The 23221-nt window shown below is 72.1% G+C and carries 24 protein-coding genes; 21 read left to right on the top strand and 3 right to left on the bottom strand.

Going from position 1 to position 23221, the window contains the following annotated elements:
• Positions 1–26: 26 nt before the first annotated feature.
• From lepB (DJ476_RS07900) to DJ476_RS07850, 11 genes are all read left to right on the top strand, one after another.
• Entirely contained in the window at positions 27–800 is a 774-nt protein-coding gene (lepB, locus tag DJ476_RS07900; protein ID WP_103418932.1) for a signal peptidase I, read from the top strand.
• Positions 793–1935, top strand: coding sequence for a signal peptidase I (gene lepB, locus DJ476_RS07895; protein ID WP_112490173.1), 1143 nt, complete (start codon positions 793–795; stop codon positions 1933–1935). Before lepB (DJ476_RS07900) ends, lepB (DJ476_RS07895) begins: the two co-directional genes overlap by 8 nt.
• On the top strand, positions 1838–2752 hold the full coding sequence (gene lepB, locus DJ476_RS07890) for a signal peptidase I (RefSeq protein ID WP_070199271.1): 915 nt from the start codon (positions 1838–1840) through the stop codon (positions 2750–2752). The genes lepB (DJ476_RS07895) and lepB (DJ476_RS07890) overlap by 98 nt, the downstream gene beginning before the upstream one ends.
• A 50-nt stretch (positions 2753–2802) precedes the next feature.
• Positions 2803–3555, top strand: a complete 753-nt coding sequence (lepB, locus tag DJ476_RS07885; protein ID WP_112490172.1) for a signal peptidase I — start codon at positions 2803–2805, stop codon at positions 3553–3555.
• Positions 3552–4040: an NUDIX hydrolase gene (locus DJ476_RS07880; protein ID WP_103418936.1), complete on the top strand. Its 489-nt coding sequence runs from the start codon at positions 3552–3554 to the stop codon at positions 4038–4040. Before lepB (DJ476_RS07885) ends, DJ476_RS07880 begins: the two co-directional genes overlap by 4 nt.
• A 64-nt stretch (positions 4041–4104) precedes the next feature.
• Entirely contained in the window at positions 4105–4413 is a 309-nt protein-coding gene (locus tag DJ476_RS07875) for a DUF2469 domain-containing protein (protein WP_003965949.1), read from the top strand.
• 201 nt (positions 4414–4614) lie between these two features.
• Positions 4615–4974, top strand: coding sequence for a YraN family protein (locus tag DJ476_RS07870; RefSeq protein WP_070199269.1), 360 nt, complete (start codon positions 4615–4617; stop codon positions 4972–4974).
• Positions 4974–6596: a YifB family Mg chelatase-like AAA ATPase gene (locus DJ476_RS07865; protein ID WP_112490171.1), complete on the top strand. Its 1623-nt coding sequence runs from the start codon at positions 4974–4976 to the stop codon at positions 6594–6596. The genes DJ476_RS07870 and DJ476_RS07865 overlap by 1 nt, the downstream gene beginning before the upstream one ends.
• Positions 6597–6757: 161 nt before the next feature.
• On the top strand, positions 6758–7870 hold the full coding sequence (gene dprA / locus DJ476_RS07860; RefSeq protein ID WP_208853572.1) for a DNA-processing protein DprA: 1113 nt from the start codon (positions 6758–6760) through the stop codon (positions 7868–7870).
• A 253-nt stretch (positions 7871–8123) separates the two neighbouring features.
• Positions 8124–8960 (top strand): RNA polymerase sigma factor WhiG, encoded by an 837-nt coding sequence (gene whiG / locus DJ476_RS07855; protein WP_053559189.1) that lies wholly within the window; start codon positions 8124–8126, stop codon positions 8958–8960.
• Between the two features lie 96 nt (positions 8961–9056).
• A complete protein-coding gene (locus DJ476_RS07850; protein ID WP_018488723.1) occupies positions 9057–9614 on the top strand; it encodes a TetR/AcrR family transcriptional regulator in 558 nt (185 codons plus the stop codon).
• A gap of 143 nt (positions 9615–9757) precedes the next feature.
• Here DJ476_RS07850 and DJ476_RS35455 read toward each other — a convergent pair whose 3' ends face one another.
• Positions 9758–10390: a murein hydrolase activator EnvC family protein gene (locus DJ476_RS35455; protein WP_318294460.1), complete on the bottom strand. Its 633-nt coding sequence runs from the start codon at positions 10388–10390 to the stop codon at positions 9758–9760.
• 346 nt (positions 10391–10736) lie between these two features.
• On the opposite strand from DJ476_RS35455, the gene rpsB reads away from it, so the two are divergent.
• From rpsB to DJ476_RS07795, 10 genes are all read left to right on the top strand, one after another.
• Positions 10737–11645: a 30S ribosomal protein S2 gene (gene rpsB / locus DJ476_RS07840; protein WP_019766411.1), complete on the top strand. Its 909-nt coding sequence runs from the start codon at positions 10737–10739 to the stop codon at positions 11643–11645.
• 99 nt (positions 11646–11744) lie between these two features.
• Positions 11745–12581, top strand: coding sequence for a translation elongation factor Ts (tsf, locus tag DJ476_RS07835; RefSeq protein ID WP_018488726.1), 837 nt, complete (start codon positions 11745–11747; stop codon positions 12579–12581).
• Positions 12582–12742: 161 nt separating this feature from the next.
• The gene (pyrH, locus tag DJ476_RS07830; RefSeq protein WP_019766410.1) at positions 12743–13519 is read left to right on the top strand and encodes a UMP kinase; all 777 of its coding nucleotides are present in this window, start codon (positions 12743–12745) and stop codon (positions 13517–13519) included.
• Positions 13520–13635: 116 nt separating this feature from the next.
• Complete coding sequence (gene frr / locus DJ476_RS07825) at positions 13636–14193, top strand: ribosome recycling factor (protein WP_018488728.1); 558 nt, start codon at positions 13636–13638, stop codon at positions 14191–14193.
• Entirely contained in the window at positions 14193–15290 is a 1098-nt protein-coding gene (locus DJ476_RS07820) for a phosphatidate cytidylyltransferase (protein ID WP_070200379.1), read from the top strand. Before frr ends, DJ476_RS07820 begins: the two co-directional genes overlap by 1 nt.
• A 111-nt stretch (positions 15291–15401) precedes the next feature.
• On the top strand, positions 15402–16508 hold the full coding sequence (gene rlmN / locus DJ476_RS07815; RefSeq protein ID WP_018488730.1) for a 23S rRNA (adenine(2503)-C(2))-methyltransferase RlmN: 1107 nt from the start codon (positions 15402–15404) through the stop codon (positions 16506–16508).
• Between the two features lie 293 nt (positions 16509–16801).
• Positions 16802–17905 carry a thiamine ABC transporter substrate-binding protein gene (locus tag DJ476_RS07810; RefSeq protein WP_103418959.1) on the top strand — a complete coding sequence of 368 codons (1104 nt, stop codon included), beginning with the start codon at positions 16802–16804 and terminating at the stop codon, positions 17903–17905.
• A 110-nt stretch (positions 17906–18015) separates the two neighbouring features.
• Positions 18016–19629 carry an ABC transporter permease gene (locus DJ476_RS07805; RefSeq protein WP_112492468.1) on the top strand — a complete coding sequence of 538 codons (1614 nt, stop codon included), beginning with the start codon at positions 18016–18018 and terminating at the stop codon, positions 19627–19629.
• A gap of 5 nt (positions 19630–19634) precedes the next feature.
• Positions 19635–20657 (top strand): ABC transporter ATP-binding protein, encoded by a 1023-nt coding sequence (locus DJ476_RS07800; RefSeq protein WP_112490170.1) that lies wholly within the window; start codon positions 19635–19637, stop codon positions 20655–20657.
• A 115-nt stretch (positions 20658–20772) separates the two neighbouring features.
• Complete coding sequence (locus tag DJ476_RS07795) at positions 20773–21228, top strand: SRPBCC family protein (protein WP_103418961.1); 456 nt, start codon at positions 20773–20775, stop codon at positions 21226–21228.
• A 14-nt stretch (positions 21229–21242) separates the two neighbouring features.
• Here DJ476_RS07795 and DJ476_RS07790 read toward each other — a convergent pair whose 3' ends face one another.
• Positions 21243–22403: a hypothetical protein gene (locus DJ476_RS07790; RefSeq protein ID WP_112490169.1), complete on the bottom strand. Its 1161-nt coding sequence runs from the start codon at positions 22401–22403 to the stop codon at positions 21243–21245.
• A complete protein-coding gene (locus DJ476_RS07785) occupies positions 22385–23122 on the bottom strand; it encodes an ABC transporter ATP-binding protein (RefSeq protein WP_112490168.1) in 738 nt (245 codons plus the stop codon). The genes DJ476_RS07790 and DJ476_RS07785 overlap by 19 nt, the downstream gene beginning before the upstream one ends.
• Positions 23123–23221 lie beyond the last annotated feature (99 nt).

Genomic DNA, 23221 nt, shown 5'->3' with positions numbered 1-23221 from the left:
GCGCGGCCGGATAGGATTCGGCCGCGATGGACACCCAAGCAGAGCACTCGGAGCGCGATCGCTCCTCGGAACCCCGCACCGGGTCCGAGGAGGGGTCGCGCTTCTCGCGTCTCCGGGGGGTTTCCGCCCGCGTACGGCCCTGGCGGCGGCGCGTCCTCGTCGTGGGAGTGGCGGGCGTGGCCGGGCTGCTGCTGTTCAGCGCCTTCGTGGTCCAGCCCTTCCTGATCCCCAGCGGCTCGATGGAGCCCACCCTGCGGGTCGGGGACCGGGTGCTCGTCAACAAGCTCGCGTACCGGTTCGGCGCCGAGCCCGAGCGCGGGGACGTCGTGGTCTTCGACGGTACGGGCTCCTTCGTACGGGAGGGCCTGGACGCCGACCCGCTGGCCGCCCTGGCCCACGGGGCGGCGGCCTCGCTGGGCCTGGCCGAACCCGCCGACACCGACTTCGTGAAGCGCGTGGTGGGCGTGGGCGGCGACCGGGTCGTCTGCTGCGATACGCGGGGGAGGCTCACCGTGAACGGGACACCGGTGGACGAGACGTATCTCCACCCCGGGGACACCGCCTCCAAGGCGCCGTTCGACATCGTCGTCCCCCGGTCCACGCTCTGGATGCTGGGCGACCACCGCAGCCGCTCCAGCGACTCCCGCGACCACCTGGGCTCGCCCGGCGGCGGGATGGTCCCCGTCGAGCGGGTGATCGGCCGGGTGGACTGGCTGGGCTGGCCGCCGGCCCGGATCGGCGGCATCGAGGGGACCGGCGCCTTCGACGGCGTACGGGAGCCCAGCGGAGCGCATGGGTAACCGCGGGCGCCCCCGCGGCGCCCCGGACCCCGACGCGTCCCTGCCGACCGGGACCCGGCCCACCGCGCCCCGCTCGCTGCCGACCCGGGCCGAGCGCCGCAAGCTCGCCAAGAAGGTCCGGCGCAAGCGCCGCAGGTCCGCGGTGAAGGAGATACCGGTGCTCATCGTGATGGCGCTGCTGATCGCGCTGGTCCTCAAGACCTTCCTGGTCCAGGCGTTCGTGATCCCGTCCGGGTCGATGGAGCAGACCATCAAGATCGGCGACCGGGTCCTGGTGGACAAGCTGACCCCGTTGTTCGGGTCGAAGCCGCAGCGCGGGGACGTCGTCGTCTTCAAGGATCCCGGCGGCTGGCTCCAGCAGGAGGACACCGGGGAGAAGGAGGACCCGCCGGTCGGCGTCAAGCAGGTCACCGAGGCGCTGAAGTTCATCGGCCTGCTGCCCTCCGACGACGAGCAGGACCTGATCAAACGCGTCGTGGCGGTCGGCGGCGACACCGTGAAGTGCTGCGGCGAGGACGGCCGGGTCACCGTCAACGGCGTACCGCTCACCGAGCCCTATCTGCACCCGGACGACCGGCCCTCGACCGTGGAGTTCGAGGTGGAGGTCCCGCCCGGGCGCCTCTTCATGCTGGGTGACCACCGCTCCAACTCCGCCGACTCCCGCTTTCACCTCGACGAACCGGACCGGGGCACGGTCTCCGAGGACGAGGTGGTGGGGCGGGCCGTCGTGATCGCCTGGCCGCTCGCCAACTGGACCACCCTGGAGGAGCGCGAGGCCTTCGCGGCGGTGGCGCGGGCGAGCGGATCGCAGGCCGCGGCGCCGGGGTCCGCGCAGGGACCGGAGGCTGCGGCGCCGAGTTCCGCGCATGGATCGGAGGCCGCGGTTCCGGGGCCGTCGCATAGGGTTGCCACTCCGGATCAGGACGGAATGGTCCGGCTCCCGACCCCTGCGGAACTCCCGCTCGTTATGGGAGTGGTGGGCCTGCGCCGGATGGGGCGTGGGCAGTGGCACGTATTGAGGAGTGGATGTGGGGGATTTGGCGGTCGGCGCACGATCCGGACGCGACGAGCCCGAGGACCGGCCGGGGCACGACGACTCTCCCGCAGGCGGCCAGGCGGTCCCGCCGGGCGGTGAGGGCGGTACGCCCGGCGACGACGGCGGGGCGCCGGGGGGTGGGGGCAGGCCTCCCAAGAAGCACCGTTCCTTCTGGGTGGAGCTGCCGCTGCTCATCGGCATCGCGCTGGTCCTGGCGCTCTTGATCAAGACCTTCCTGATCCAGGCGTTCTCGATCCCCTCGGACTCGATGCAGAACACGCTGCAGCGGGGCGACCGGGTGCTGGTCGACAAGCTGACCCCCTGGTTCGGCGCGGAGCCGGAGCGCGGCGAGGTCGTGGTTTTCCACGACCCGGGCGGCTGGCTGGAGGACACCGCCACCCCCGAGCCCAACGTGGCGCAGAAGTTCCTCAGCTTCATCGGTCTGATGCCCTCCTCGGAGGAGAAGGACCTGATCAAGCGGGTCATCGCGGTCGGCGGTGACACCGTGGAGTGCAAGGAGAACGGGCCGGTCACGGTCAACGGCAAGGCGCTCGACGAGAAGTCGTTCATCTTCCCGGGGAACACCCCGTGCAACGACAAGCCCTTCGGCCCGATCAAGGTCGAGGAGGGCCGGATCTTCGTCATGGGCGACCACCGGCAGAACTCCCTGGACTCCCGCTACCACCAGGAGCTGCCCGGCCAGGGCACCGTCTCCAACGACGAGGTCGTCGGCCGCGCGATCGTCGTCGCCTGGCCCGTGGGCCGCTGGGCGACCCTGCCCGTCCCCGACACCTTCGACCAGCCCGGCCTGAACGCGGCCGCCGCGATGGCCCCGGCCGCACTGGGCCTGGCCGGAGCCGTGCCCCTGGTGCTGTGGCGGCGCAGGAGGCTGACCGTCCGGCGTACCGCCGGGTAGGGTGCCGACTCGGATCAGCGATTGTCGATCTCCGATGGGGGAGCGCTGGGATGAGCGGTACGAAACGTGACGGGGGCGGCCGCGGCCGGACCGGCGCCATGGTGTCGGGTCTGACCGTGGCCGTCGGCTGCGTGCTCTTCCTCGGCGGCTTTCTCTGGGCGGCGGTGGTCTACAAGCCGTACGCCGTCCCGACCGACTCCATGTCCCCCACGGTGAACGCCGGCGACCGGGTGCTCGCCGAGCGGATATCGGGCGCCGACGTCCGCCGCGGTGACGTGGTGGTCTTCACCGACCGGGTCTGGGGCGACACCCCGATGGTGAAGCGTGTGGTCGGCGTCGGCGGGGACACGGTGGCCTGCTGCGACGAGAAGGGGCGGCTCACCGTCGGCGGGACGCCCGTCGACGAGCCGTATCTGGACCGGGGCCGCACCGCCGACGGCAGGCCCGCGCCCGCCTCGCCGCAGGACTTCTCCGCCGAGGTGCCCGAGGGCCAGATCTTCCTGCTCGGCGACGAGCGGTCCACCTCCCTGGACTCCCGGGTCCACCTGGACGACCCGGGACAGGGCTCCGTACCCCTGAGCGCCGTCCAGGCCCGGGTCGACGCGGTGGCCTGGCCGATGAACGGCATGATCGGCCGCCCCGACTCCTTCGCCGCGCTGCCCGGCGGTATCTCCGCCGACGGCCCGCTCCCGCTCCAGCTGGGGGCCGTGGTGGTGGGCATGGTGCTCATCCTCGGCGGAGCGGCGTACGGGCCCGTGGCCGCCCGCTCGGCCCGCCGACGGGCCGCCGGAGCCGCCCGGTGACCGCCGGGGCGCGCAGGGTGGCCCGGGTGGTGCTCCTGGACCCCGACGACCGCATCCTGCTGCTCCACGGCCATGAGCCGGCCGATCCGGACGACGACTGGTGGTTCACGCCCGGCGGCGGTCTGGAGGGCGACGAGACCCATGAGGAGGCGGCCCGCCGCGAGCTGGCCGAGGAGACCGGGATCACCGACATCGAGCTGGGCCCGGTGCTCTGGAAGCGGACCTGCTCGTTCCCGTTCGACGGGCGCCGCTGGGACCAGGACGAGTGGTACTTCCTGGCCCGTACGGCGCAGACCACCACCGCCCCGCAGGGCCTCACCGAGCTGGAATTGCGCAGCGTCGCCGGGTTGAGGTGGTGGACTTCCGCCGAACTTCTCTCGGCGCGTGAGACGGTGTACCCGACCAGACTCGCCGAGCTGCTGCGAAGGCTCCTCGACGAGGGTCCCCCGCGTGTTCCGTTGGTCCTCGCCGCCGAGATCGTCTGATCGTCCGGGGGCGTCGGAAGCTGACGCACAATGGGGGGACGCACGGCTGAAGGGGAAACATGCCATGAGCGCCGAGGACCTCGAGAAGTACGAGACCGAGATGGAGCTGAAGCTCTACCGGGAGTACCGCGATGTCGTCGGTCTGTTCAAATATGTGATCGAGACCGAACGGCGCTTCTACCTCACCAACGACTACGAGATGCAGGTGCACTCCGTCCAGGGTGAGGTCTTCTTCGAGGTGTCCATGGCGGACGCCTGGGTCTGGGACATGTACCGGCCCGCGAGGTTCGTCAAACAGGTCCGCGTGCTGACCTTCAAGGACGTCAACATCGAAGAGCTGAACAAGAGCGATCTGGAACTTCCGGGAGGCTGACCCGCGCGGTCCGGACCACGCGCGGCCCGGACCATGCACAGTCCGGGCCATGTGCGGCCCTGATTATGTGCGTCGCGTACACGACGCGGAGACCCGGTCACCCCTGTGGGTGACCGGGTTTTCCACATCGGCAGAGTTGTCCACCAAGATCCACAACTTTCCGGCGGCCGGGTCAGAGTCGGTCCCGGAGGTGGTGGAGAGATGAACGCACGGGGGGCACTCGGGCGGTACGGCGAGGGTCTGGCGGCACGGCTGCTGACCGACGCCGGGATGACCGTGATCGAGCGCAACTGGCGCTGTCGCGCCGGAGAGGTCGACATCGTCGCCCGGGACGGCGACGCACTGGTCCTCTGCGAGGTGAAGACCCGCAGATCGGGCCGGTTCGAACATCCCATGGCCGCGGTCACCCCGGTCAAGGCGGACCGGCTGCGGCGGCTCGCGGGGATCTGGCTGGAGCGGCACGGCGGGCCACCGCCCGGCGGGGTCCGGATCGATCTGGTCGGGGTGATCGTGCCCCGGCGCGGTGCCCCGGTGGCCGAGCACGCACGGGGGGTGGCCTGATGGGGTACGCACGGGCGTGTTCCGTGGCGCTGGTGGGCGTCGAGGGCGTGGTGGTGGAGGTCCAGGCGGACCTGGAGCCCGGGGTGGCGGCCTTCACGCTGGTCGGGCTCCCCGACAAGAGCCTGATCGAGAGCCGCGACCGGGTGCGGGCCGCGGTGACGAACTCCGGAGCCGAGTGGCCGCAGAAGAAGCTCACGGTCGGGCTCTCCCCGGCCTCGGTCCCCAAGAGCGGTTCGGGGTTCGACCTCGCCGTCGCGTGCGCCGTCCTCGGGGCGGCGGAGCGGCTGGACCCCGCCGCCATCGCGGACGTGGTGATGATCGGGGAACTGGGGCTCGACGGCCGGGTCCGTCCCGTACGGGGGGTGCTGCCCGCCGTCCTCGCGGCGGCCGAGGCCGGATACCAGCAGGTCGTCGTCCCCGAGCAGACGGCCGGGGAGGCCGCCCTGGTGCCGGGCGTCTCGGTCCTCGGCGTCCGGAGCCTGCGCCAGCTCATCGCCGTCCTCTGCGACGAGCCGGTCCCCGACGAGCTCGCCGACGACCGGGGGCGCCCCGACGCCTTGCTCGCCGGACTCATGGTCCCGGGCACCGGCCTCGGCGCCGGTCTCGCCCCCGCCTCGGTGCGCGGCGAGGGACACACCCCCGACCTGGCGGACGTGGCGGGCCAGCCGCGCCCCCGCAAGGCCCTGGAGGTGGCGGCGGCCGGGGGACACCATCTGCTCCTCTCCGGCCCGCCGGGCGCGGGCAAGACCATGCTGGCCGAGCGGCTCTCGGCGGTCCTGCCGCCGCTGACCCGGCAGGAGTCCCTCGAAGTGACGGCGGTCCACTCCGTGGCGGGCATCCTTCCCCCGGGCGAACCACTGGTCTCCCGGGCGCCCTACTGCGCCCCGCACCACTCCGCGACGATGCAGTCCCTGGTGGGCGGGGGCAACGGGATGCCGAGGCCGGGGGCGGTCTCACTCGCTCACCGAGGGGTCCTCTTTCTGGACGAGGCACCCGAATTCTCCGGCAAGGCCCTGGATGCGCTGCGCCAGCCGCTGGAGTCGGGTCATGTGGTGGTGGCGCGGGCGGCGGGGGTGGTGCGGCTGCCGGCCAGGTTCCTGATGCTCCTGGCCGCCAACCCGTGCCCCTGCGGCCGGCACACCCTGACGGGCGCGGGCTGCGAGTGCCCGCCCTCGGTGGTCCGCCGCTACCAGGCCCGCCTCTCCGGGCCCCTGCTCGACCGGGTGGACCTGCGGGTCGAGGTGGAGCCGGTCGACCGCGCCGCCCTGCTGAAGCAGGGCGGCCGGGGCGAGCCGACGGCCGTGGTCGCCGCACGGGTGCGGGAGGCCAGGGCCCGGGCGGCCGAGCGGCTGGCGGGGACGCCCTGGACCACCAACAGCGAGGTCCCCGGCCATGAGCTGCGCACCCGCCTGCTGGCCGCCCCCGGCGCCCTGGCCGCCGCCGAACGCGACCTGGAACGCGGCCTCCTCACGGCCCGGGGCCTGGACCGGGTCCTGCGGGTCGCCTGGACGGTCGCCGACCTCCGGGGCGCGCCCAGACCGGAGGCCCGGGACGTGGCGGTGGCCCTGGAACTGCGGACGGGCATCCAGCGCGGGGCACCGATGGAGGCGGGGGCGCTGTGAGGCGGGCGGAGCGGGAGCGGGTGGAGCCCGAGCGGCTGGAGTCCGAGCTGTTGGAGCGGCCGGGGCTCGATGCGGAGGGCGAGCGACCGGGGTCCGGGGCCGGGGACGGGCCGGAGGCGGGCGTGGAGGCCGAGCGGTTGGCGCGGGCCGCGTTGACACGGGTGGTGGAGCCGGGGGACGAGCGGGCCGGGGCATGGTTGCGGCGGGTGGGGGCCGTCGAGCTGTTACGGGTGCTCCGCACCGAGGACGGGGCCGCCGAGAGGCTGCCGGGGATGACCGCCGTGCGGCTGGAGGGCTACCGGCTCCGCGCGGCGGCGGCCGACCCCGCGCGGGACCTGGCGGCGGTGGCCGCTCTCGGTGGACGCCTCGTCTGCCCGGGGGACCGGGAGTGGCCGAGCCAGCTCGACGACCTGGGGGACGCCCGGCCCGTCGCGCTCTGGGTGCGGGGGCGGCCGGACCTGAGGCTGTGGGCCCTGCGCTCGGTCGCCGTGGTCGGGGCGCGGGCCTGCACGCCGTACGGGGCGCACATGGCGGCCACCCTCGGCGCCGGGCTCGCGGAGCGCGGCTGGGTGGTGGTGTCGGGCGCGGCCTTCGGCGTGGACGGGGCGGCCCACCGAGGGGTCCTGGCCGTGGGCGGTGCTACGGCGGCGGTGCTGGCCTGCGGGGTCGACGTCCCCTATCCGCGGGGCCACGCCGAGTTGATCGGGCGAGTGGCCCAACAGGGCCTGGTAGTTGCGGAGTTGCCGCCGGGCGGCCATCCCACGCGGGCCAGGTTCGTCCTGCGCAACCGGGTGATCGCCGCCCTGACCAGGGGGACGGTCGTGGTGGAGGCGGAGTACCGCAGCGGTTCCCTCGTCACCGCCCGGCAGGCGCAGCGGCTCGGCCGGTTCGTGATGGGCGTGCCGGGCCCCGCCACCAGCGGACTGTCGGCCGGTGTCCATGAACTGCTGCGCGGCGAAGGGGTGCTGGTCACCGAAGCGTCCGAAGTGGCCGAGCTGATCGGGGAGATCGGTGACCTCGCGCCCGACCGGCGCGGCCCGGTGCTGCCCCGGGATCGGTTGGACCCGATCGCGGCGAAGGTTCTCGACGCCCTCCCGTACCACGGCCTGACCAGCACCCGTGAACTCGCCCGTGGAGCGGGCACCTCGGCCGACGAAACGCTCGGGCGACTGTACGAACTGCACTCACTGGGGTTCGTCGAACGCGAGGGCGAAGGCTGGCGGTTGACGCGTCCGTCACCGCGCGACGGTGCCGTACGGCGAGGCGGTTCTTGACCTGGAGCATTCGGGTGAAAAGGTAAGGCCGATGACCTCGCACGATCGATCGGTGACCTGTCGGGGGCCGTCGCCCACGGCGAGGGCCCCGGCTCCCGGCGGGTGCGGGCGGCGCGCGAGGCGGAACGCGATCACGCGGCACGAATCTCCCCTCCTGTGCGGACTGCGACGTCATAGTCACGCTACGCTCACAAGGATTCCGCCCCAGACAGAAGTCCCCAGCACTTCACGGCAGAACGGCTCAAGGCACCACATGCCCCAGCACACCTCCGGGTCTGACCGCGCGGCAGTACCACCGGTTGCGCGTGGCACTGTGCGCCCTCCCGCCCCCTCCTCGCTCGACGAACTGTGGCGTTCGTACAAGACCACCGGCGACGAGCGGCTGCGGGAGCAGCTGATCCTGCACTATTCGCCGCTCGTCAAGTACGTCGCGGGCCGGGTGAGCGTGGGACTGCCGTCCAACGTCGAGCAGGCCGACTTCGTCTCCTCCGGAGTCTTCGGACTGATCGACGCCATCGAGAAGTTCGACATCGAGCGCGCCATCAAGTTCGAGACATACGCGATCACCAGGATCCGTGGCGCGATGATCGACGAACTGCGGGCGCTCGACTGGATCCCCCGCTCGGTGCGGCAGAAGGCGCGCAACGTGGAGCGCGCCTACGCCACGCTGGAGGCGCAGTTGCGGCGCACCCCGTCCGAGTCCGAGGTCGCCGCGGAGATGGGTGTCACGCTGGAGGAACTGCACGCGGTTTTCAGCCAGTTGTCGCTGGCCAACGTCGTCGCCCTGGAAGAGATGCTCCAGGTCGGCGGCGAGGGCGGCGAGCGGCTCACCCTGATGGACACCCTGGAGGACACCGCCGCCGACAATCCGGTGGAGGTGGCCGAGGACCGGGAGCTGAGGCGGCTGCTCGCCCGCGCCATCAACACGCTCCCCGACCGCGAGAAGACGGTGGTGACCCTCTACTACTACGAGGGCCTGACCCTCGCGGAGATCGGCAACGTCCTCGGCGTCACGGAGAGCCGGGTGAGCCAGATCCACACCAAATCCGTGCTCCAGCTCCGGGCGAAACTGGCCGATGCCGGACGCTGAAACTCCACCCTCCGGCCACCCCGTCCGAGGCTGAGCCCTTCCCTCCGGCAGCCGCCGCCGTAGAGTGGATACGTGCCCAGGATTCGAGCGGCCTCCGTGGCCGAGCACCGGACCATGCAGCGCGGCGCCCTCCTGGACGCCGCGCGCTCCCTGCTGTCCGAGGGTGGTACGGAGGCGCTGACCTTCCCCGCACTCGCCGAGCGCACGGGCCTCGCCCGGTCCTCCGTGTACGAGTACTTCCGCTCCCGCGCCGCCGTCGTCGAGGAGCTGTGCGCCGTCGACTTCCCCGTCTGGGCGGCCGAGGTCGAGAACGCGATGGAGCGCGCCGAGACGCCCGAGGCGAAGATCGAGGCGTATGTGCGCCGACAGCTCGACCTCGTCGGGGACCGCCGCCACCGGGCGGTCGTCGCGATCTCCGCGAGCGAGCTGGACGCCGGTGCCCGGGAGAAGATCCGGGCCGCGCACGGCGGGCTGATCGCCATGATCGTCGAAGCGCTGGGCGACCTCGGCCACACCCAGCCGAGGCTGGCCGCGATGCTCCTGCAGGGCTCGGTGGACGCCGCCGTGCGCCGTATCGAGCTGAGCGTGGCGGAGGAGCCCGGCGTCATCGCGGACACCGCCGTCGCGATGATCCTGCGCGGCGTACGGGGCTGACCCCGCCGCCGTACGCGAGTGAGGCCCGTCGGCGTACGTGACCACGGCGCACGCGACCGAGGCCCGCCGCCGTGTAAGCGAGCCGGGCCCGCCGCGGTACACGAGCGAGGCCCCGCAGCCGTACGCGATCGGCCCCGTGCCCCTCATGGCTCGGGAACCCCGGACACCGGCAGCAGCCGGGACGGGCCGCGCCGCAGCAGCGAGAGCGGGTTCAGGTAGGCCTCGCCCCGCCGCAGCCCCCAGTGCAGACAGCCTTCGGCGCAGTGGAACGGCCCCGCCTCCAGCAGCCCGACCGGCCGCCCCGCGACGACCTCGTTCCCCTTCGCCACCAGCGCCCGCACCGGCTCGTACGTCGTACGCAGCGCTGGCGCCCCGCTCCCGGCCAGCTCGACGACCAGGACCCCGCGCCCCGCCACCCGCCCCGCGAACGAGACGCGGCCGGTGGCGGCGGCCACCACCGTGTCGCCCGGCCGGGCCGCCAGGTCGACGCCACGGTGCCCGGGCCCGTACGGACCGGCGGGCGGCTCCCACCCCCGTACCACCGCGGGTCTCCCGGCCAGCGGCCAGACCGGCCCGCCGTCCCCCTCGGTACGGAGAACCGCAGGGGGCGGCGGCTCCCCGGCCCGTACGGTCGGAAGGAGCCGTACGGCGGCCGAGGGCGGCGGCAGAGCGGCCACCAGTACCGCCACCACCAGCAGCACGGCGCAGACGAGAGACGGACGGGCACGGCGGCCCGGGGCACGGTGGCCCGGGAGCGGCAAGGACGGGAAGCGCATGCGCCCACGTTCTCCCGGAGGCCGGGATTCCGGGGATCATGGGCCGCGCCTGTGGACTACTCGCCGGTTGTGGACATCTCCGTCACCCGACCGTGGACACCGAGCGCGCTCGCCGCCGGCAGCCGGCCCCGCCCGCTCATGGACATCTCCGTCACCCGGCACCCGGCGGGTCCCGTACACTTCTTACGGCGATCCGGGTCACCGGGTCGACTTCGCACGCCCCGCCACCTCCCTCTCAGCGGACGGTGGCCGCGCTCCTCGGTCCCTCGTGGCACGGCGCGTCGGGGCGTCAGGCGCGAGCGCAAACCTGCGGTCGCGATAACCGAGTACCTCAAGGAGTACGGCCATGGCCGTCGTCACGATGCGGGAGCTGCTGGAAAGCGGCGTCCACTTCGGTCACCAGACCCGTCGCTGGAACCCGAAGATGAAGCGCTTCATCTTCACCGAGCGCAACGGCATCTACATCATCGACCTGCTCCAGTCGCTGTCGTACATCGACCGCGCCTACGAGTTCGTCAAGGAGACCGTCGCCCACGGCGGCTCCATCATGTTCGTGGGTACGAAGAAGCAGGCCCAGGAGGCCATCGCCGAGCAGGCGACGCGCGTCGGCATGCCGTACGTCAACCAGCGTTGGCTCGGTGGCATGCTCACCAACTTCTCCACCGTCTACAAGCGCCTCCAGCGCCTGAAGGAGCTGGAGCTCATCGACTTCGAGGACGTGGCCGCCTCCGGCCTCACCAAGAAGGAGCTCCTGGTCCTCTCGCGCGAGAAGGCCAAGCTGGAGAAGACCCTCGGTGGTATCCGCGAGATGCAGAAGGTGCCCAGCGCCGTCTGGATCGTCGACACCAAGAAGGAGCACATCGCCGTCGGTGAGGCGCGCAAGCTCCACATCCCGGTCGTCGCGATCCTCGACACCAACTGCGACCCCGACGAGGTCGACTACAAGATTCCGGGCAACGACGACGCGATCCGCTCCGTCACCCTGCTCACCCGCGTGATCGCCGACGCCGTCGCCGAGGGCCTCATCGCCCGCTCCGGTGCCGCCACCGGTGACTCGAAGCCGGGCGAGAAGGCTGCCGGCGAGCCGCTCGCCGAGTGGGAGCGCGACCTGCTCGAGGGCGACAAGAAGGACGAGACCGCGGCCGCCGCCGAGGTCCAGTCCTCCGCCGAGACCGAGAAGGTCGCCGACGCCGAGAAGCCGGCCGAGGCCGTCGCCGAGGCCGAGGCTCCGGCCGCGGACGCCGAGCAGGCCTGACACCCGTCACGCGTGCTGACGGCGGGGGCCGGTGCCACGAGCGCCGCCCCCGCCGTTCACCCGTAGATCTTTCAGACTTCGAGAGAGACATACAGACTCATGGCGAACTACACCGCCGCTGACGTCAAGAAGCTCCGCGAGCTCACCGGCGCCGGCATGATGGACTGCAAGAAGGCGCTCGACGAGGCCGACGGCAACGTCGACAAGGCCGTCGAGGCGCTCCGTATCAAGGGCCAGAAGGGCGTCGCCAAGCGCGAGGGCCGCTCGGCCGAGAACGGTGCCGTCGTCTCCCTCATCTCCGAGGACAAGACCTCCGGCGTCCTCCTCGAGCTGAAGTGCGAGACGGACTTCGTCGCCAAGGGTGACAAGTTCCAGGCCGTCGCCAACGCGCTGGCCGCGCACGTCGCCGCCACCTCCCCGGCCGACATCGCCGCGCTCCTCGCCTCCGAGATCGAGCCCGGCAAGACCGTCCAGGCGTACGTGGACGAGGCCAACGCCAACCTCGGCGAGAAGATCGTCCTGGACCGCTTCGCGCAGTTCACCGGCGCCTTCGTCTCCGTCTACATGCACCGCACCATGCCCGACCTGCCCCCGCAGATCGGTGTCCTGGTCGAGCTGGACAAGGCCGACGCCGAGCTGGCCAAGGGCATCGCCCAGCACATCGCCGCCTTCGCGCCGAAGTACCTCTCCCGCGAGGACGTCCCGGCCGAGGTCGTCGAGGCCGAGCGCCGCGTCGCCGAGGAGACCACCCGCGCCGAGGGCAAGCCCGAGGCCGCCCTCCCGAAGATCGTCGAGGGTCGCGTCAACGGCTTCTTCAAGGAGGCCACCCTCCTCGGCCAGCCGTACGCGCTGGACGCCAAGAAGTCCGTCCAGAAGGTCCTGGACGAGGCCGGTGTCACCCTGAAGCGCTTCTCGCGCATCAAGGTCGGCATCTGAGTCCGTCCGGGCGAACAGCGCCGGACCCGATAGGGTCTGGTGCAGTCGACGGCCGCACTCACGCCGGACGACCGCAGATCTGACGAGGAGGCCATTGCCGCTGTAGGGACACCAGACCCACCGGCAATGGCCTTCTTCGTATGTGCACGAGGAGAATTTCCATGGACAAGGGCGCGGACGCCACTCAGGCCGACGACAGGCGCGACGACGACAAGGGCTCCGGGCGCTTCATGCTGAAGCTCTCCGGTGAGGCATTCGCCGGTGGCGGCGGCCTCGGCGTCGACCCCGACGTCGTGCACACCATCGCCCGCGAGATCGCCGCCGTCGTCCGCGACGGCGCCCAGATCGCGGTGGTCATCGGAGGAGGCAACTTCTTCCGCGGTGCCGAGCTCCAGCAGCGCGGCATGGACCGGGCCCGGTCCGACTACATGGGCATGCTCGGCACCGTCATGAACTGCCTGGCGCTCCAGGACTTCCTGGAGAAGGAGGGCATCGACTCGCGCGTCCAGACCGCTATCACCATGGGCCAGGTCGCGGAGCCGTACATCCCGCTCCGTGCGGTGCGGCACCTGGAGAAGGGGCGCGTCGTCATCTTCGGCGCCGGTATGGGCATGCCGTACTTCTCCACCGACACCACCGCCGCCCAGCGCGCCCTGGAGATCGACGCCGAGGCGCTGCTCATGGGGAAGAACGGTGTGGACGGGGTCTACGACTCCGACCCGAAGGCCAACCCCGACGCGGTGAAGTTCGACGCGCTGGAGTACGGCGAGGTGATCACGCGCGACCTGAAGGTCGCCGACGCCACCGCCATCACGCTCTGCCGTGACAACAAGCTCCCGATCCTCGTCTTCGAGCTGACCGCCGAGGGCAATATCGCCCGCGCGGTCAAGGGTGAGAAGATCGGCACGCTCGTGAGCGACGAGAGCACCCGGGCCTGACGGCCCCCCAGGATGGACAACGGCCTGCCGGTCGGACACCGTGCAGGTGAGGACGCGACGCAGGACCCGCAGGACCCGTCGATGACGGGCCCGCTCAAGACACGCAGGAGCACGTGGTGATCGAAGAAATCCTCCTCGAAGCCGAGGAGAAGATGGAGAAGGCCGTCGTCGTCGCGAAAGAGGACTTCGCCGCGATCCGTACCGGCCGTGCGCACCCGGCGATGTTCAACAAGATCGTCGCGGACTACTACGGCGCGCTGACCCCGATCAACCAGCTCGCCTCGTTCTCGGTGCCCGAGCCGCGGATGGCCGTCGTGACGCCGTTCGACAAGACCGCGCTGCGCAACATCGAGCAGGCGATCCGCGACTCCGACCTCGGTGTCAACCCGAGCAACGACGGCAACATCATCCGGGTGACGTTCCCCGAGCTGACCCAGGACCGCCGCAAGGAGTACATCAAGGTCGCCAAGGGCAAGGCCGAGGACTCCAAGATCTCGATCCGCTCCATCCGCCGCAAGGCCAAGGAAGCGCTCGACAAGCTCGTCAAGGACAAGGAGTCCGGCGAGGACGAGGTCCGCCGCGCCGAGAAGGAGCTGGACGACACCACCGCGAAGTACGTCGCGCAGGTGGACGAGCTGCTCAAGCACAAGGAAGCCGAGCTGCTCGAAGTCTGATGAACGACTCTTCCTGGGGCGCACCGCAGGGAGCCGGTTACCGGGCCGCCCCCGAGATGGGGGTCGCTCCGGCGGGTCCCGCCTACGATGTGCATGAAGCCCAGCAGACTCGGCCCATGCCCAACGTGCCGGACGTTCCCGACGCAGGTAGAGACGTAGAAGCAGACGCGGTCGGCCGCGACCGCCGGAACGGGGATGCCGCGCACGTCGGCGGCCCCCTGTTCCGTGACGAGATGCCGCAGGAGCCCATGTCCACCCCGCTGCCGTCCCCGCCGCAGAAGAAGCGTGCGGGGCGTGATCTGCGCGCCGCCATAGGGGTCGGCGTGGGGCTCGGCGCCGTCATCGTCGCCTCGCTGTTCTTCGTGAAGGCCATCTTCGTCGGCGTGATCGCCCTTGCCGTCGTCGTCGGCCTCTGGGAGCTGACCTCCCGGCTGCGGGAGCAGAAGGGCATCAACGCGCCCCTGATCCCGCTGGCCGTCGGCGGTGCCGCGATGGTCGTCGCCGGGTACGCGCGCGGCGCGGAGGGGGCCTGGGTCGCGATGGCCCTGACCGCCCTCGCGGTGCTGGTCTGGCGGATGACCGAGCCACCGGAGGGCTACCTCAAGGACGTCACCGCGGGGGTCTTCGCCGCGTTCTACGTCCCGTTCCTGGCCACCTTCGTCGCCATGATGCTGACGTCGGACGACGGGCCGTGGCGGGTCCTCACCTTCCTCGTCCTCACCGTCGTCAGCGACACCGGGGCGTACGCGGTCGGCTGGCGCTTCGGCACCCACAAGCTGGCCCCCCGCATCAGCCCCGGCAAGACCCGTGAGGGCCTGCTCGGCGCGGTCTCCTTCGCCATGGTCGCGGGCGCGCTCTGCATGGAGTTCCTGATCGACGGCGGCTCCTGGTGGCAGGGGCTGCTGCTCGGCCTCGCGGTCGCCGTCAGCGCCACCCTCGGTGACCTGGGCGAGTCCATGATCAAGCGGGATCTGGGGATCAAGGACATGGGAACCCTGCTCCCCGGCCACGGCGGCATCATGGACCGGCTGGACTCGCTGCTGCCGACCGCGCCGGTGGTCTGGCTGCTGCTGGTGCTGTTCGTCGGCTCGGGCTGAGCGTCCTTCCGAGGGCGCGCACCACGTCCCACCTGCACGTTCCACGAGTGAGGGTCCGTCGTCCACAGGGCGGCGGGCCCTCACCCGTATGTCTGCGACACTGGATGAACCATGCCTAAGCCCGGAGAACTCACTTTCGTCGCGCCCCGCGGAGCCAAGAAGCCCCCGCGGCACCTCGCCGACCTCACGCCCGCCGAGCGCAAGGAAGCGGTCGCCGCGACCGGCGAGAAGCCGTTCCGCGCCCAGCAGCTCTCGCAGCACTACTTCGCGCGGTACGCGCACGACCCGGCCGAGTGGACCAACATCCCCGCCGGGTCCCGGGAGAAGCTCGCCGAGGCGCTGTTCCCCGAGCTCATGTCCGTGGTGCGGCACATCAGCTGCGACGACGACACCACCCGTAAGACGCTGTGGAAGCTGCACGACGGCACGCTCGTCGAGTCCGTCCTGATGCGCTACCCCGAGCGCGTCACGATGTGCATCTCCTCCCAGGCCGGCTGCGGGATGAACTGCCCGTTCTGCGCCACCGGGCAGGCCGGGCTCGACCGCAATCTGTCGACCGCCGAGATCGTGCACCAGATCGTCGACGGCATGCGCGCCCTGCGCGACGGCGAGGTGCCCGGCGGTCCGGCCCGGCTCTCCAACATCGTCTTCATGGGCATGGGCGAGCCGCTCGCCAACTACAAGCGGGTCGTCGGTGCCATCCGCCGGCTCACCGACCCCGAGCCGGACGGCCTCGGTCTCTCCCAGCGCGGGATCACCGTCTCCACCGTCGGGCTCGTCCCGGCGATGCTGCGCTTCGCGGACGAGGGGTTCAAGTGCCGCCTCGCCGTCTCGCTGCACGCCCCGGACGACGAGCTGCGCGACACCCTCGTCCCGGTCAACACCCGGTGGAAGGTCCGCGAGGTGCTCGACGCGGCCTGGGAGTACGCGGAGAAGTCCGGCCGCCGCATCTCCATCGAGTACGCCCTCATCCGGGACATCAACGACCAGGCCTGGCGCGGCGACCTCCTCGGCCGGCTGCTCAAGGGCAAGCGGGTCCACGTCAACCTGATCCCGCTCAACCCCACCCCCGGCTCCAAGTGGACCGCCTCGCGCCCCGAGGACGAGAAGGCGTTCGTCGAGGCCATCGCGGCCCACGGCGTGCCCGTCACCGTCCGGGACACCCGCGGCCAGGAGATCGACGGGGCCTGCGGACAGCTGGCGGCCTCGGAGCGCTGAGAGCGGCCGGGGCTCCGGGCGCCGGTCACCTCAGCCGTACCGGCCGAAATCCGCCGGTGTAGCCTGGGCGCGAAATCAACTTCATATTCCGACAGGGGAGCGCCACAGCGCTGAGAGTGCGGCACCAAGGACAGGTTGGCCGCAGACCCTCTGAACCTCGCCCGGGTCATTCCGGGTAGGAAGTTCGGACCTTACTCAAGCTGTTGCGCCCTGCCCGCTTCCGGTTACGTCTGTTGCGTCTCCGGGGGCGGGCAGGGCCGCGTCTCTTCCTGGTCACCTCCAGGAGGAATCACATGAACACCACCAAGAAGTACGCCGCCACCGCGCTCGCAGCTGCGCTCGGCGTCACCGTCCTCGCGGGCTGCGGCGGCTCCGACGACGACACCCCGGCCGGGTCCGGCGCGTCCAAGGGCAGCGGCTCCAAGACCGTCACCCTGGTCACCCACGACTCCTTCAACGCCTCAGAAGACGTGCTGAAGCAGTTCACCGAGGAGAGCGGCTACACCGTCGAGCTGCTCAAGAGCGGCGACGCCGGTGCCGCCCTCAACCAGGAGATCCTGACCAAGGGCTCCCCGCGCGGCGACGTCTTCTTCGGCGTCGACAACACCCTGCTCTCCCGCGCCCTCGACAACGGCCTCTTCACCGCGTACGAGGCCAAGGGCCTGGACCGGGTCGCGGAGGGCACCGAGCAGGACAAGGAGCACCGGGTCACACCCGTCGACACCGGTGACATCTGCGTCAACTACGACAAGAAGTACTTCGCGGACAAGAAGCTCGACCCGCCGCAGACCTTCGAGGACCTGATCAAGCCGGAGTACAAGAACCTCCTGGTCACCGAGAACGCGGCGAACTCCTCGCCCGGCCTCGGCTTCCTCCTCGGCACCATCGCCTCCCAGGGCGAGGACGGCTACCAGGACTACTGGAAGAAGCTGAAGGCCAACGGCGTCAAGGTGGTCGACGGCTGGGAGCAGGCCTACAACGAGGAGTTCTCCGGCTCCGCGGGCGGCAGGAAGGCCAAGGCGGACCGGCCGCTGGTCGTCAGCTACGCCTCCAGCCCGCCCGTCGAGGTCCTCTACGCCGACCCGCAGCCCAAGGAGGCCCCCACCGGCGTCTCCACCGGCACCTGCTTCCGCCAGACCGAGTACGCCGGTCTGCTGAAGGGCGCCAAGAACGAGGCGGGCGGCAAGGCGCTGCTCGACTTCCTGATCAGCAAGACGTTCCAGGAGGACGTGCCGCTGAACATGTTCGTCAACCCGGTCGTGACGGACGCGAAGCTGCCGGAGATCTTCACCGAGTTCGGTGAGACCGTCGAGAAGCCGGCCACGGTGTCCCCGGAGAAGATCGCCGCCAACCGTGAGCAGTGGGTCCAGGCGTGGCACTCGATCGCCGTGAAGTAGACGGCCTCACCAAGGCCGCCGAAGCCGACCCCGCCGCCGGACCCCGGTCCGGCGGCGCGCGGACCGGAAGCGGCGGAGGGTGGCGCGGAGCGGCGGTGCGGCTCGGTCTGATGGCCGTACCCGTCGCGTTCTTCGCCGTCTTCTTCGCCTACCCCGTCTCCGCGATCGTCGGCCGCGGCCTGAAGACGGACGGTGTCTGGCAGTTCGGGCGGATCGGCGAGGTGCTGACCCGCCCGGACATCCTCGACGTCCTCTGGTTCACCACCTGGCAGGCCCTCGCCTCCACCGCGCTCACCCTGCTGATCGCCCTGCCCGGCGCGTACGCCTTCGCGCGCTTCGACTTCCCGGGCAAGCAGGTTCTGCGCGCGGTCGTCACCGTGCCGTTCGTGCTGCCCACCGTCGTCGTCGGCACCGCGTTCCTGGCGCTGCTCGGGCGCGGCGGGCTCCTGGACGAGCTGTGGGGGCTGCGGCTCGACACCACCGTGTGGGCGATCCTGCTGGCGCACGTCTTCTTCAACTACGCGGTCGTCGTCCGGACCGTCGGCGGGCTCTGGTCCCAGCTCGATCCGCGCCAGGAGGAGGCCGCCCGGGTGCTCGGCGCCGGACGGTTCGCCGCCTGGCGGCGGGTGACGCTGCCCGCGCTCGCCCCGGCCGTGGCCGCCGCCGCGCTGATGGTCTTCCTCTTCACGTTCACCTCGTTCGGTGTCGTGCAGATCCTCGGCGGCCCCGCCTACTCCACCCTGGAGGTGGAGGTCTACCGCCAGACCGCCCAACTCCTCGACCTGCCGACGGCCGCCGTGCTGACCATGGTCCAGTTCGTGGCCGTCGGCGCGATCCTCGCCGCGCACGCCGTGACCGTACGGCGCCGGGAGCGGGCGCTGAAGCTCGTCGACCCGGCGCAGACCTCCCGCAGGCCGCACGGCCCCGGGCAGTGGGCGCTGCTCGGCGGGGTGCTGCTCACCGCGCTGCTGCTGATCCTGCTGCCGCTCGGCGTGCTGGTGCAGCGGTCGTTCGACGGTCCGGGCGGTTACGGCTTCGGCTACTACGAGGCCCTCCAGAGCGCCGGAGGCAGCGGCTCGACCTTCCTCGTACCGCCGCTGGAGGCCGTCGGCAACTCGCTGCGGTACGCGTTCGTCGCCACCCTCATCGCGCTGGTCGTCGGCGGTCTCGCGGCGGCTGCCCTGACCCGCCGGGCAGGACGGCTCGTACGGGGCCTCGACGCGCTGCTGATGCTGCCGCTCGGGGTCTCCGCCGTCACCGTCGGCTTCGGTTTCCTCATCACCCTCGACAAGCCGCCGCTGGACCTCCGTACCTCCTGGATCCTGGTCCCGCTGGCCCAGGCGCTGGTGGGCGTCCCCTTCGTCGTACGGACCATGCTCCCGGTGCTCCGCGCGGTGGACGAGCGGCTGCGCGAGGCCGCCGCCGTGCTGGGGGCCTCGCCGCTGCGGGCCTGGCGGGAGGTCGATCTGCCGCTGGTGCGGCGGGCGGTGCTGGTCGCGGCGGGGTTCGCGTTCGCCGTCTCGCTCGGGGAGTTCGGCGCCACCGTCTTCATCGCCCGGCCCGACAACCCGACCCTGCCGGTCGCCGTCGCCCGGCTGCTGGGCCGCTCCGGGGAGCTGAACTACGGGCAGGCGATGGCCCTCAGCACGATTCTCATGCTGGTGTGCGCGGTCTCGCTGCTGCTCCTCGAACGTATCCGTACCGACCGATCCGGGGAGTTCTGACCACCATGCTGAGCCTGGAAGCGGCCACCGTACGGTTCGGGAAGCGGGCCGCGCTCGACGCCGTCGACCTGGAAGTGGCCGACCACCGCATCGTCTGCGTCCTCGGCCCCAGCGGCAGCGGCAAGTCCACCCTGCTGCGGGCCGTCGCCGGACTCCAGCCCATGGACGGCGGCCGGGTGCTGCTGGCCGGCCAGGACCAGGCGGGCGTCCCGGTCCACCGGCGCGGCCTCGGCCTGATGTTCCAGGACCACCAGCTCTTCCCGCACCGCGATGTCGGCGCCAACGTCGCCTTCGGGCTGCGGATGCACGGCGTCGGCCGGGCCGAGACCGGGCGCCGGGTCCGCGAACTCCTGGAGCTGGTCGGCCTCCCCGGCGCCGAACGCCGGGCGGTCGCCGCCCTCTCCGGCGGGGAGCAGCAGCGCGTCGCCCTGGCCCGGGCGCTGGCCCCGCGCCCGAAACTCCTCATGCTGGACGAGCCGTTGGGCCAGCTCGACCGCAGCCTGCGCGAGCGGCTCGTCATCGAACTGCGCACCCTGTTCCAGGAGTTGGGCACGACGGTGCTCGCCGTCACCCACGACCAGGGCGAGGCGTTCGCGCTCGCCGACCGGGTCGTCGTGATGCGGGGCGGGCGGATCGCCCAGGAGGGCAGCCCGCTGGACGTCTGGCAGCGCCCGGCCTCCGCGTTCGTCGCCCGCTTCCTCGGCTTCGACAACGTGACCCAGGCGACCGTGACCGGCCGGGCCGCCGCCACCGCCTGGGGCAAGGTCCCGGTGCCCGAAGGCTCCCCCCAGGGCGAGGCCGACCTCCTCGTCCGCCCGGCCGGGGTGCTGATCGGAGCCCCGGAGGACGGGCTGCGCTGCACGGTGGGCGTGCGCACCTTCCGGGGCAACCACGTCACCGTACGGCTGACCCCCGAGAACGCGCCGGTCCTGGAGGCCGAGTGCGCGCTGCGGGACACCCCGGACGAGGGGGCCGTGGTGGGCGTCCGGTTCGACGCGGCGGAGACGGTGGTGCTGGCGGGGGAGTGACGGGACCTGACTGCTGTGACAGGACAGGACAGGCCGGGGCGGGCAAGCTGGAAGACGACCCCGGGCCTTCGGATTCCGGCCCGGGGACCCCCACCACGAGACGAGGACCGCGACCATGAACGGCGGCACCCGCCAGGGCATCGACCTCACCCGTGTGCTCCACGCCCCGCAGCGGCGGGTCTTCGCGGCCTGGACGTCACCGGAGGACTTCGCGGCCTGGTACGGCGGCGAGGCCGAGGTCCCGCTGGACCGGGTGGCGATGGACGTCCGGCCCGGCGGGGCGTGGAGCCTGGTCATCGTGCTGCCGGGCGTCGAGATGCCCTTCCACGGGGTGTACCGCGAGGTGAGCGAGCCCGACGGGCTGGTCCTCACGCTCAAGGACGGATCAGCGCCGAAGGAAGCGGAGGGCGAGATCGTCACCGTGACCCTCACCGATCTGGGTGACGGCACCACCGAGCTGGCCTTCCAGCAGCGCGGCGGCAGCCTCACCCCGGCTCAGTACGCGGCGGCGGAGGACGGCTGGGAGGCCTTCTTCGACGCCCTCGCCGCCCGTCTCGCCACCCACCCCTGACCGCCCTCCGGGGCCTACTTCGCCAGCGGCAGCGCCGCCAGCTCCGCGATCACCCAGGTCAGCGGGGCGAACAGGGCCAGCAGGGCGGCGGCCCGGAGCGCGGCGGCCTTGCGCAGTACGGAGGCGGGCGCGCCCATCCGCAGCAGCGTCTCCGCCGTGTGGGCGCGGGCCTGCTTCGCCTCCAGGGCCGAGGTCAGCAGCGTCGCCGCCGTACAGCCGAGGACCAGCACCGCACCCAGCGCGGTGAGCGGCCCCCAGGGGCGCTCGTCGCCCCCGTACAGCGCGGACGCGGCCACCACCGCGGCCATCACCGCGCAGACCACCCCGAGCGGGCGCCCCAGCCGGCGCGCCTCGTCCATCAGGACCCGGCCCGCCAGCAGCCGTACGGCACCGGGGCGCACCGCCTGGAGCGCCCGCCCGCACAGATAGGTCAGCGCCGGTCCGGCCATGGCCAGGCCGGTCGCGGTCAGCGTCCACCCCGCCAGCACCGCCACCGGGGTCGCGTCGAACCGGCCCGGCAGCGGGAACGCGTGCCCGGCCGTACCCCGGGACGCGTACGCCTCCACCGCGAGCCCGGCGGCCGTCATCGCCACACCCCAGGGCAGCCCGGTCGGCGCGGGCGCGGGCTCCGGCAGCTCCTCGGAGCCGAAGGTGTCCCGCGCCGGGTCCGGCCGGGACCGCAGGGCCAGCGCGCTCGCCACCGCCGCCGTCACCGGTACGAGGGCGAGCAGCATCAGCGCGGCGGCCAGCGGCAGCGGGGTGCCCGCGCCGAGGAACTCCGCCGCGCCGCCGTCGAACGGCATCCCGGTCAGATCGCCCCGCAGGTGCAGGAAGAAGAGCAGCGCCACCATCGAGCCGAGCGTGGTGGAGACCGCGGTCGAGACGGCGGCCAGCACCGAGAGCCGCACCGGGCCGAGGCCCAGCGACGAGAGGCCGGGCCGGGGCCGGGTGCTCGGGTCCGTACGGGCGACGGCCACCGCGAACTGCACGGTGGCGGCCAGCGGGATGAAGCACCAGAGCAGCCGCAGCACCGAACCGGCGGAGGCCGGGTGCGCGGAGGCGTAGCCGAGGGCGGCGAGGAGGAGGAAGCCCACTCCGGCGGAGGCGGCGGCGACCAGCAGCCGCCGGACCAGGACGAGGGGATGCGTACCGCGGGTCAGACGGAGAGCGAGCACGCCGCACTGCCCTCCGCATCCGGTTCGGCGGGCAGGGCGACGGAGGAGACGCGGCGGCCGTCCAGCAGGGAGACGGTCCGGTCGGCGAGGGCGGCGACCCCGGCGTCATGGGTGGCCAGGACCACCGTGATGTCGTGCGAGCGGGCCGCGGCGGTCAGGGTGCGCAGGAGCTGGGAGCGCTCGGCGCGGTGCAGGGTCGCGGTGGGCTCGTCCGCGAAGATCACCGTGGGCCGGGCGCAGAGGGCGCGGGCGACGGAGACCCGCTGGCGCTCCACCTGGAGCAGGGCGTGCGGGCGCTTCCGGGCGAGCGCGGCGATGTCCAGGCGCTCCAGCCACTCCGTCGCGGCCTTCTTCGCGGTCCGGTGCGCGACGCCGCGCAGCAGCAGCGGCAGCGCGGCGTTCTCCCAGGCGGTCAGCTCGGGGACGAGCTGCGGGTCGGCGGCGACCCAGCCGAACCGTTCCCGCCGCAGCTGCTCGCGCACGCGCGGGGTCATGGTGTGGACGGGGAGGCTGTTGAACCAGACCTCGCCCTGGTCGGGAACCAGTCGGCCCGACAGGCAGTGCAGCAGGGTCGTCTTGCCGCTGCCGCGCGGTCCGGCCACGGCCAGGATCTCGGCGTCGCGCACGGAGACGGAGACCCCGGCGAGACCGGGCGATCCGTTGTGGGAGTGGTGCAGGGAGCGCGCCCAGATCACGTCGTTGTCCGGCGGGGCCACCATGGCGTACACCTCGGTTCGGATGAGTTTTCCCGTTCCCCCGTACGGGGGAACGAGGACGCGGCCGATCGGTCATGGGCACCGTAGATAGTCGGACCGGGG

The sequence above is a fragment of the Streptomyces bacillaris genome (assembly GCF_003268675.1).
Classification (GTDB): Bacteria; Actinomycetota; Actinomycetes; order Streptomycetales; family Streptomycetaceae; genus Streptomyces; species Streptomyces bacillaris.
This window is presented reverse-complemented; position numbering and strand designations above follow the sequence as displayed.